Raw genomic sequence first — 10,376 nt, forward strand, 5'->3', positions numbered from 1 at the left:
CCGTGCCTGCGCCCAACCTGGACGTCGTTGCCAGCCTCGCCAAACGCCGCGGTTTCGTCTTCGGGGGCAGCGAGATCTATGGCGGGCTGGCCGGCTTCTGGGACTACGGGCCGCTCGGCGCCGAGCTGCGGACGAACATCAAGGCCGCCTGGTGGCGCGCCATGGTCCAACTCCGGAATGACATCGAGGGCCTCGACGCGGCGATCATCATGAACCCGCGGGTGTGGGAGGCGTCCGGCCACGTCGGCGGCTTCTCCGACCCCATGGTGGATTGCCGGAACTGCAAGCACCGGTTCCGGGCCCAGGACCTCAAGGGCCCTCCGGCCGACATCGCGTGTCCCAGCTGCGGACAGCGCGGGACGCTGACCGAGGCGCGCCAGTTCAACCTCATGTTCAAGACCCATGTCGGGCCGGTCGAGGACAGTGCATCGGTGGCCTACCTTCGGCCGGAAACGGCGCAGGGCATCTTCGTGAACTTCGCCAACGTGGCCACCGCCATGCGCCGCAAGCTTCCGTTCGGGATCGCGCAGATCGGGAAGAGCTTCCGCAACGAGATCACGCCCGGCAACTTCATCTTCCGGGTGCGCGAGCTCGAGCAGATGGAGATGGAGTATTTCGTCCCGCCCGACCAGGGCGACCGCTGGTTCGCCTACTGGGTCGAGGAGCGCCTCCGATGGTGGACCGATGTGATGGGAATCGACCCCCAGCGGCTCCGCCTGCGCCCCCATGACCCGGATGAACTGTCCCATTACAGCCGCCAGACGACTGACGTCGAGTACGACTTCCCGATGGGCTGGTCCGAGCTGGAGGGCATCGCGGACCGGACGAACTTCGACCTGACCGCGCATGCCGCCGCCTCTGGCAAAGGGCTGAGCATCTTCGACGAGGCCAGCGGCGAGCATGTCGTGCCCCACGTCATCGAGCCGGCCATGGGTGTCGATCGGGCGGTAATGACGGTGCTCGTCGACGGTTATCACGAGGAGGAGGTGGCGGGGGAGAAGCGGGTCGTGCTCCGAATTCGGCCCGCGCTGGCACCGGTCAAGGTCGCGGTCCTGCCCCTGCTCCGCAACCGGCCCGAGCTCGTGGAAATCGCCCAGCGCCTGACGGCGGATCTCAAGCAGGACCTGGCGGCGGTGTACGACGACACGGCTTCCATCGGCAAGCTGTACCGGCGCCAGGACGAGATCGGGACGCCGTTCTGCGTGACGGTGGACGTCGAGTCCCTGACCGATGGCGCGGCGACCATCCGGGAGCGCGACAGCATGACCCAGGAACGGGTGTCCCTCGACGCCGTCCCGGCCCGCCTCGCTGATCTGGTTGCCGGCCGAGCCGCCTGGTCCGCCGTCGCGCCCACCGCGGAGCCCGAATGACTGCGGCCCCGGACTTCGGCGCGCTGTCAGCCGCCGCGGCCCGGGGTGACCACCCGGCCGTCATCCGGCTCGCAGGTGAGATCCTCGCCCAACGGCCGGGTGACGACGCGGCCTACGAACTGCGGGCTCGCTCGCTGCAGGCCGTGGGTCGCCTGGACGAGGCCGAAGCCGATGCCAAGGCCGCGGTTCGGCTGGACCCGGACGAGATCCGCTACCGCGAACTGCTCGCTCAAGTGTTGTCGGCCGCTGGCGCCCACCGCGAGGCGGCCGAGGAGTACGCCCGGCTGGCTCGCCTGGACCCGCGCCAGCCGGAGTGGATCCGGGCCGAGGCCGCCGAGCGGCTGGCGTCGGCCGATGCGGAAGCAGCCGTCGAGGCCGCGCGCCGAGCCTTGCGCCTGGACCCCAACGACGCCACGGCACAACTCGCGCTGGCCCATGGCTTGCTGCGGGCCGGCCAGGCGCATCCTGCCCTCGAGGCCGCTCAACGAGCGGTGGCGCTCACCCCCGGCGACCCGAGGGCCGGCGAGGCTGAGGCCGACGCTCGGTGGCTGGCCGGCGATGAGTCGGGCGCCGTGGCCGCCTATGCCGCGCTGGCTCGCGAGGAGGCGGGAGAGGTGCGCGATGCAGCGGTGGACAAGGCGCGTGCACTGTACCGATCACGGGCCGGTTTAGGCGGTCGCCTTCTCGCCGCCCTGCGGCCGCTCTTCGCGGCCGCGCTCAGGCGGGGTTGGCTTCGGATTCGGCCGCGCGCGCCTGATCGCGGGCCCGCCGGCGGCGGTTCCGCCACACGCCCGCCAAGCCAAGGATGAGGATCACCAGCCCGGCCCCGAACACCAGGTAGGCGGCGCCGGTGGCAGCCAGCGGATCGCGGATCACGGTGGGCGTGGCCGCTACGAGGTAGACCGCGCCGAACCCGATCCCCAGTTTGGCGCCTGCCGAGGTCAGGTCCCTCGGCAGCAGGATCGCGATTAGCGTCAGACCGGCGACCACCAGGGGTCCGAGCACCGTCAACGCGGGCAATAGCCACGACAGCAGTCCCAGCCCGGCCCCGAGCGCCAGCCACAGCAGGGTCCCCATGAGGTCAAGCCTACGCCGCTAGAATCGACCTCGCGACCCTTTACGGAGCCTGCGTCCCGTGGCTGAAGCCGTCACTCCCGCCGTCGAACGCGCCCATCGCGCCGCCAAGCGCTACATCTACGCGTGGGGAGACGGCCGCGCCGATGGCGACGCATCGATGCGCGACCTCCTGGGCGGCAAGGGGGCCGGTCTGGCCGAGATGACGAACGCCGGCCTCCCGGTGCCGCCGGGGTTCACGATCACCACCGAGGCCTGCGTCGACTACTTCGCGGCCGGCGAGACCCTCCCCGATGGTCTGTGGGAGGACATCCTGGAGGCGGTGGCCGAGCTCGAACGCACGAGCGGCAAACGGTTCGGCGACCCCGCGAGCCCACTCCTGGTCTCTGTGCGCTCGGGGGCAAAGTTCTCGATGCCGGGGATGATGGATACGGTCCTCAACCTGGGCCTCAACCCCGACACCCGCGACGGCCTGATCGCGCTCACCGGCAACCCGCGCTTCGGCTGGGATGCGTATCGGCGCTTCATCCAGATGTTCGGGCGGATTGTCCTTGACGTGGACGGCACGCTTTTCGAGCCGATCCTCGACCAGGCCAAGCACCAGCGGGGCGTGGCCGCCGACACGGACCTGGACGCCGAGGCCCTCCAGGAAGTGGCCGAAGCGTACCTTGATCTGGTTCGGTCCAAGACCGGGCGCGACTTCCCATTCGACCCACTCGAGCAGCTCGACCTGGCCACCCGGGCCGTGTTCGCGTCGTGGTACGGGCGGCGCGCGCATGACTACCGAGAGTTCAACAAGATCTCGCATGACCTGGGCACCGCGGTCAACGTGGTGGCCATGGTGTTCGGCAACCTGGGCGCCGACTCGGGGACCGGGGTCGCCTTCACGCGCGATCCGAACACCGGGGAGAAGGTGCTGTACGGCGAGTACCTGACCAACGCCCAGGGCGAGGACGTGGTGGCCGGCATCCGCACCCCGTCACCCATCAGCGCACTGCGCGACGAGCTTCCCGAGGTATACGCCGAGTTCGAGCGGATCGCGGAACGGCTGGAGCGCCACTATCGCGACGTCCAGGACATGGAGTTCACCATCGAGCGCGGCCGCCTGTACATGCTCCAGACCCGATCCGCCAAGCGCACGGCGCCGGCGGCGGTGCGGATCGCGGTCGAGATGGTGGGCGAGGGGATTCTGAGCCGCGAGGAAGCACTCGGGCGGGTCGAGCCGGGCCAGGTCGTCCAGCTCCTCCTGCCCCGATTCGACGAGGCGGCCAAAGCGGGTGCCGCCGACCGGCTGCTGGCCAGCGGGCTCAACGCGTCGCCCGGGGCGGCCACCGGGAAGGCGGTGTTCGAGCCGGATCGCGCCGTCGAGGCGGCGCGATCCGGCGATCCGATCATCCTGGTCCGGATCGAGACCAGCCCAGACGACGTGCACGGGATGCTGGTCGCGCGGGGCGTGCTGACCGCTCGGGGAGGAGCCACCTCTCACGCCGCGGTGGTGGCCCGCTCGCTGGGCCTGCCATGCGTCGCAGGCGTCGAGACGCTGGACATCGACTACGCCGCGCGGACGATGAGCGTGGGCTCGAACACCGTCCGCGAGGGCGACACCATCAGCATCGACGGCACGACCGGGCAGGTCTACCTCGGTTCGCTGGCCACCATCGACCCCAACTTCGCCGAGGAGCGGTTCCTGCCTACCCTCCTCGAATGGGCGGACGCGGTGCGTCGCCTCGAGGTCTGGGCCAACGCGGACTACCCGCGCGACGCGGAGCGGGCGCGTGCCTTCGGCGCGCAGGGCATCGGTCTGTGCCGCACCGAGCACATGTTCTTCGAGGAGTCCCGCCTGCCGACGGTGCAGCGCATGATCCTGGCTGCGCTGGATGCGACCGATGCCAAGCGTCGGCGCGAGGCGGGGGAGACCCTGAGCGCGGACGACGACGAGGGAATCGCCACGTTCGACTCCGCCCTGGCCGAGCTGGAGGTCATCCAGACCGATGACTTCGCCGGGCTCTTCCGGGTCATGGACGGCCTGCCGGTCGTCATCCGCCTCATCGACCCGCCGCTGCACGAGTTCCTCCCGCCCCACGACGAGCTCCTGGTCGAGGTCACCTTGCTTCGAGAACGCCTGTCACGGACCGATGGCGCCGCGGCCGATGCCGCGGCGCTCCAGGCCCGACTGACCGAGCAGGAGGAGCAGCTGGCCGCGGTGGACTCCATGCGTGAGGTCAACCCCATGCTCGGCATGCGCGGCGTGCGGCTGGGACTCATGATCCCGGACCTGGTCCGGATGCAGACCCGGGCAATTCTGACGGCCGCCGCCCGCGTGGCGGCCGAGGGCCTGACGCCGCTGCCCGAGATCATGATCCCGCTGGTCGGCCACCACAACGAGCTGCGCGAGACGCGGGCCATCCTGGAGGCCGAGGCCAAGGCCGTTGCCGCCAAGTCCGGGCAGACCGTTCACTACCAGTTCGGGACCATGATCGAGGTCCCCCGTGGGGCGCTCACCGCGGACCTGATCGCGGAGGACGCCGAGTTCTTCAGCTTCGGCACCAATGACCTGACCCAGATGACCTTCGGCTACAGCCGCGACGACGCGGAGGGCAAATTCCTCATGCGCTACGTCGAGCGCAAGATCCTGCCCGACAACCCGTTCCAGGTCCTCGACCGCGAGGGCGTCGGTCAGCTGGTGCGGATGGCGACCGAGAAGGGACGCGCTACACGGCCGGACATCACGATTGGGATCTGCGGCGAGCATGGCGGGGATCCCTCCAGCATCGCCTTCTGCCACGAGATCGGCCTCGACTACGTGTCGTGCTCGCCGTTCCGGGTCCCCGTGGCCCGCCTGGCCGCCGCCCAGGCCGCCTTGGCGGAGGGGACTGAGCGCGACCGCTAGCTTTTCGGGATCTCCTTGGTCGGGTCGATGAACGGCATCGGCACTACCGTCGCCCCCCGCTCGCCGTCGGGCGTGGCCACGCGCACCTGATTCCCGCTGTCTGCCCGCTCGGCGGGCAGCCACCCGTATCCGATGTTCCTCTCCAGACGCGGCGACCACAGCGCGGTCGTGACCTCGCCCTGCGGCGCGCCATCGGCGTGAATCGGCCATTTCGTGAAGTTCATCTCCAGCCGGTCGCCGTCGATCTCGACGCCCACCAGTCGGCGGTCGACTCCCGTCTCGCGAATCCGCCGCAGCGCATCCTTGCCCACGAACTCGAAGTCCGCGTCCAGGTCGCACAGGCGCTCCAGGCCGACCTCGAACGGGTTGTGCTCGGTGGTCATGTCGGCGCCCCAGTTCAGGATGCCGCCCTCCACGCGGCGGATGTCGACCGGCCCGGTGGGCCGGATCTGGAACGGCTCACCGGCCTCCATGATCCGCTCCCACAGCGCGGTGCCGTACTGCCCGTCGCGCAGGTAGATCTCGTACCCCACCTCGGCCGTCCAGCCCGTGCGGGTCACCACGACCGGGATGCCGTCCAGGCTGAGCTCCCGGAACCAGTAGTACTTCAGCGACAGGATGTCGTCCCCGAACAGGGCGGCCACGACGTCCTTCGAGCGCGGCCCCTGGATCTGGACCGGCGACACGTCGGGCTCGCCGAGCTGGACGTCCCAGCCCAGGTTGGCGGCCAGGCCGATGGCGTACAACAGGGCGTCGGAGCTGGCGAGCGCGAACCAGAAGTGGTTCTCGCCCAGGCGCAGCATGACCGGGTCGTTGACGATGCCCCCCTCGGGCGTGGTGATGAGGACGTATTTCCCCTGGCCCACTGCGCACTTCGACAGGTCGCGCGGGGTCAGCAGCTGGGCGAAGCGGAACCCGTCACGGCCCTGGACCTCGAGATTGCGCTCCACCGCGACGTCCCACAGGGTCACGTGGTTCAGGAGGTGCCAGTACTCGGCCTCGAAGTCGTCGTAGCAGGTTGGGAACAGCATGTGGTTGTAGACCGTGTAGCCGCGAGGGCCGTATTGCTGCTCGGCCTCGTAGAACGGCGATTGCCGGAGCCGCGCCCCACGCTGGACCAGGGACAGGTCGAAGGCCATGCGTTCCTCCTGCAGGGACCGATACCGATGGGCCCCTTCTACACGACCAAGTAGCCGCGTCGCTCGCCGGATCGACACGCGGCCGCTATCAGAGACCGTCGGCCGTTCCCTTGACGCTAGAGGACGGTCTCGTCGTCATCGAAGGGACCGGTGCACTCCAGGTCCAGAGGCCAGTCGAAGAACGTGTCGCCATCGTTGTCGATGCCGTCGTTGCACTGGTGGAGGTCCATCGGTGCCTCGTCATTGTCGAATGGGTCGCCTCCACAGCCTGGATCCGCGAGGTCGGTGTACCCATCCAGATCGTTGTCAACGCCGTCGTTGCACAGGTGGAAATCGAAGGGCGATTCGTTGTCGTTGGACGGCTCGCCCAGACATGCAGGATCGCTTGTGTCGAGATACCCGTCCGAGTCGTTGTCAATTTCGTCGGAGCACTGGGGCACGGGCGTTGGCTCGGCCGTAGGTGTGGGCGTCGCGGTTGGAGGCGGCGTAGGGGCGACGCTAGGTGGCGGGAGAGGGGTCGATTGCAGAGGTCGCGGAGTAGGGCCTGGGAGCAATGACGGCAGCGGTCCCGGCGTGACACCGGGCTGGGGCGTTGCAGATGCCCCCGGTGTGGGGGTCCCGGCGGCGTCTAGTCCGAGGCTCGACTGTTCCTGGCTCCCCGCAGGTCCGGCGCCATCCGATGGGTTGGACAGGCCCGCCAATTCGGTCCCTTCCGGCCCGCCCGCCGGTCCGCCCGAGGGTCCCCCCAACCCCACGAGTTGAGAGACTCCGAAAACGACCAGGATGCCGGCCACCACGGTGCCCACGACCGCAGTCGCCAAACGGGCCGAGGCCACACCCTTCCGAAGTCGGGTCGGTGCGGTCAGCAGAGGCGGGCTTCCCGCTGCTGCCACGTCGATCAGGGCAAGCGCATCGAACGCCCCCAGCCGGGCGGTGCAGGACTCGCAGAGTGTGGCGTGGACGGCAATCTCGCGCGGGGGGTCGCCCATCGCGCCGTCGACGAGCCAGGCCTCGAGTTGCGCATGGGAATCGCTCATCGGCCGGATCCGGACAGCGCCGGGGCTGCCGCGGCATGAACTCGGGCGGTCAGGGCTCCCGCCGTCGGCTCGGTGCTGCGTGTCCGTGAGGCCGCCAGGTACGCGGTCAGGTAGTCGCGTCGGGCGCGCCTGACCCGTTCATTACTGCCCACGACCTCGTACACGTCGGAGGCCGCCAACCCCTCCACCGTGGCCGCCACCACCGCCCGGCTCCGGACGTCAAGGCTGGCCAGGGCGTCGTAGGTCGCGGGATCCACGCCCAGCTTCAGCAGCACGTCCCGCCGTTCGGGCTCACCTGGGCGCTGGTGGCCCCACGCCGGCTGGCGGGCCGCACGCAGCAGGGAGGCGCGGAGCCATCCCGCGGCGCGCTCGGGATGGCGCAGCTGCTCGATCCGCTCGGCGCCGCTTGCCAGTGCCTCTGCGGTGAGCATCCCGGCCAGGGTCCGGTCGCCCAGGGTCACGAGCAGGGCGAATCCGTGCAGGCGCCCGCCATGCAGCTCGCCGAACGCGTCGTGCAGGGATGTTTCCTCCATGCGACCGATGGTAGCCGACCGCGGTCACGTCTCCTCGTCCCGCTGATGGAGCGCGGGTGGCAGTTTCCCAGAACTTGACAGGGCGCTAAAATAGGGTCTGGACCCTTGACAAAACCCTTGACAAATCACTTGACACGCGCGCCAGGCGCGTGGGGAACGCTTCGATGAGCTCAGCCGGCACCGTCGCCGATATCAAGTCGCGCCTGCCCGTCACCGAGATCGTGGGCGAAACGGTCACCCTCAAGAAGGCAGGCTCGACCTGGAAGGGCCTGTGCCCGTTCCACACCGAGCGGACCCCGTCGTTCACGGTCAGCCCCGAGCGCGAGTCGTGGCACTGCTTCGGCTGCGGCGAGCACGGGGACATCTTCACCTTCGTCATGAAGCGCGACGGGCTCGACTTCCGCGAGGCGCTCAACCGGTTGGCGGAGCGCGCCGGTGTTGAAGTATCGGCTCGCGGCGCGCGGGAAGATCGGCACCGCAAGCGACTCCGAGACGCACTCGAGGCCGCCATCGCGTGGTACCGCGAGGTCCTGCGCCAGGCCCGCCAGGCCGAGCCGGCCCGCCGATATCTGGCCGAACGTGGCTTTTCGGAGGAGACCCTGGATCAATTCGCCATCGGCTTTGCACCGGACAGCTGGGATGCCCTGGTCAAGCGCCTGGCCGCTCGCGGGTTCTCCTCGGAGGACATGATCGCGGCGGGGCTCGCCAGCGCCGGCAGCCGGGGACGGCCCGTGGACCGATTCCGACGCCGGATCATCGTCCCCATCCGGGATGCGGCCGGGAAAGCAGTCGGCCTCGGGGCCCGGATCATGCCCGACGGAGAGGGGCCCAAGTACCTGAACTCGCCGGCTACATCGCTGTTCGATAAGAGCAAGACGCTATACGGAATCGATCGGGCCCGCACCGCCATTCGCCGCGAGAAGCTGGCGGTCATCGTCGAGGGCTACACCGACGTGATGGCCGCCCACCAGGCCGGGTTCACCAATGTCGTCGCCTCGCTGGGCACCGCCCTGACCCGCGGCCAGGTGGACCTTGCGACCCGGTACGCGGATTCGGTTGCACTCGCCTATGACGTCGACCTGGCCGGAGAGGCGGCCACCGAGCGCGGCTTGCTGGACGAGCTGGGACCCAGCCAGAGCGTGACCCGGGTGCGAGTGGTTCGGATTCCCGCCGGCAAAGACCCCGACGAGCTGATTCGGACCGATCCCGACGGCTGGCGCCAGGCGGTGGTAGAGGCCAAGCCAGTGGTCGAATACTTCATGGACCGCGTGGCGGCCGATGTCGACATCTCGACCGTCAGCGGCCGACGCGAGATGGCGAGCCGTGTGCTGGCCATCCTGCAACGGGTCGGCGACCCGGTCGAGCAGGACCTGTACCTCCAGCAACTGTCCAGGACCGTCCAGGTGGATGAGCGCGTCCTACGCGACGCCCTCCGCCGGCCGCGGGTCCGACGCCGAACGCCGAGCACCTCCGCGCCGGTCGGCCCCGGCACGCCCATCCTGGATGCGCTGGAGACCGAGACCCTGGCCCTCCTGATCCTCCATCCAGGACTGACCGCGGACCTCGCCTCCAATCCGCTCCCGTTCGCGCGACCGGAGGCCACGGCTCTGGCCGAAGCCTGGACCGCGTGGGTTGCCGCCGAGACGGGGGACAGCACGCGCGATCTGGGAGCCTTCGTCGGTGAACTCGATCCGATCTCCGCAGACCTGGCGCGAGTAGTTATCCACGCCGCCGGTGCCGGGCCGCGCCACGAGCCGGCGGTCGCCGCCGAGGCGCTCCGCATTTCCCGCCTCCGGCTGCGGCGGGCGCGGATCGAAGAGGCCATCGGAGATGGCCGGCACCTGCTGGAAGACGCGGAACGCGATGGCGACCGCGAACTCCTGGAACAAATTGAGACTCACATCATCCAGCTCGGCCGAGAGAAGGCCGATGTCACCCGACAGTTAGCTACGCCGGCCGTCCCGGCGCTAGGAGGACCCCGATAGTGGCCCAGGCCAAGACCCCAACCCGCGAAACCACCAAGGCCAGCACAAAGCCGGCGCCTGCGCCGCCCAAGGCCGCATCGGCTCCGACAAAGGCGGCCTCGGCGCCCGTCAAGCCCGCGCCCAAGCCGGTCCTGAAGCCCGTGATGGCCACGAAGGGCAGCGCTGCCCCGGCCAAGCCGATCGCAGCTACGGCCCCGGCTACGCCGATCGCAGCGAAGGCCCCGGCTAGGACGACTGCAGCGAAGCCCGTTGCGAAGCCTACGGCAACCAAGCCGGTGGCCGTAAAAGCCCCGGCCGCGAAGCCGACGGCCGTGAAAGCGACCGCCTCGAAGCCGACGGCCGTGAAAG

9 protein-coding genes are annotated in these 10,376 nt (G+C 69.5%); 4 read left to right on the top strand and 5 right to left on the bottom strand.

Annotation, left to right across the window (positions count from 1 at the left end; translation table 11 throughout):
• Positions 1-2 precede the first annotated feature (2 nt).
• Both AABM41_05580 and AABM41_05585 read left to right on the top strand, forming a co-directional pair.
• A complete protein-coding gene (locus AABM41_05580; protein ID MEK6191782.1) occupies positions 3-1,370 on the top strand; it encodes a glycine--tRNA ligase in 1,368 nt (455 codons plus the stop codon).
• Positions 1,367-2,179, top strand: a complete 813-nt coding sequence (locus AABM41_05585) for a tetratricopeptide repeat protein (protein ID MEK6191783.1) — start codon at positions 1,367-1,369, stop codon at positions 2,177-2,179. Before AABM41_05580 ends, AABM41_05585 begins: the two co-directional genes overlap by 4 nt.
• On the opposite strand, the gene AABM41_05590 is transcribed toward AABM41_05585, so the two are convergent.
• Positions 2,088-2,447, bottom strand: coding sequence for a hypothetical protein (locus tag AABM41_05590; protein ID MEK6191784.1), 360 nt, complete (start codon positions 2,445-2,447; stop codon positions 2,088-2,090). The two genes, AABM41_05585 and AABM41_05590, sit on opposite strands and share 92 nt — an antisense overlap.
• Before the next feature lie 58 nt (positions 2,448-2,505).
• On the opposite strand from AABM41_05590, the gene ppdK reads away from it, so the two are divergent.
• Positions 2,506-5,334, top strand: a complete 2,829-nt coding sequence (ppdK, locus tag AABM41_05595; GenBank protein ID MEK6191785.1) for a pyruvate, phosphate dikinase — start codon at positions 2,506-2,508, stop codon at positions 5,332-5,334.
• On the opposite strand, the gene AABM41_05600 is transcribed toward ppdK, so the two are convergent.
• The 3 genes from AABM41_05600 to AABM41_05610 form a co-directional block, all read right to left on the bottom strand.
• On the bottom strand, positions 5,331-6,473 hold the full coding sequence (locus tag AABM41_05600) for a glycine cleavage T C-terminal barrel domain-containing protein (GenBank protein ID MEK6191786.1): 1,143 nt from the start codon (positions 6,471-6,473) through the stop codon (positions 5,331-5,333). The genes ppdK and AABM41_05600 overlap by 4 nt on opposite strands.
• Positions 6,474-6,589: 116 nt before the next feature.
• Positions 6,590-6,913 carry a hypothetical protein gene (locus AABM41_05605; protein MEK6191787.1) on the bottom strand — a complete coding sequence of 108 codons (324 nt, stop codon included), beginning with the start codon at positions 6,911-6,913 and terminating at the stop codon, positions 6,590-6,592.
• Between the two features lie 593 nt (positions 6,914-7,506).
• Positions 7,507-8,043: a hypothetical protein gene (locus tag AABM41_05610; protein ID MEK6191788.1), complete on the bottom strand. Its 537-nt coding sequence runs from the start codon at positions 8,041-8,043 to the stop codon at positions 7,507-7,509.
• Positions 8,044-8,207: 164 nt separating this feature from the next.
• Between AABM41_05610 and dnaG the strand changes: the two genes are divergently transcribed.
• Positions 8,208-10,028, top strand: coding sequence for a DNA primase (dnaG, locus tag AABM41_05615; protein MEK6191789.1), 1,821 nt, complete (start codon positions 8,208-8,210; stop codon positions 10,026-10,028).
• On the opposite strand, the gene AABM41_05620 is transcribed toward dnaG, so the two are convergent.
• A partial coding sequence (locus AABM41_05620; GenBank protein MEK6191790.1) for a hypothetical protein occupies positions 9,991-10,376 on the bottom strand: 386 nt, incomplete at its 5' end. The two genes, dnaG and AABM41_05620, sit on opposite strands and share 38 nt — an antisense overlap.

It is taken from the genome of Chloroflexota bacterium (assembly GCA_038040195.1).
GTDB lineage: Bacteria > Chloroflexota > Limnocylindria > QHBO01 > QHBO01 > DASTEQ01.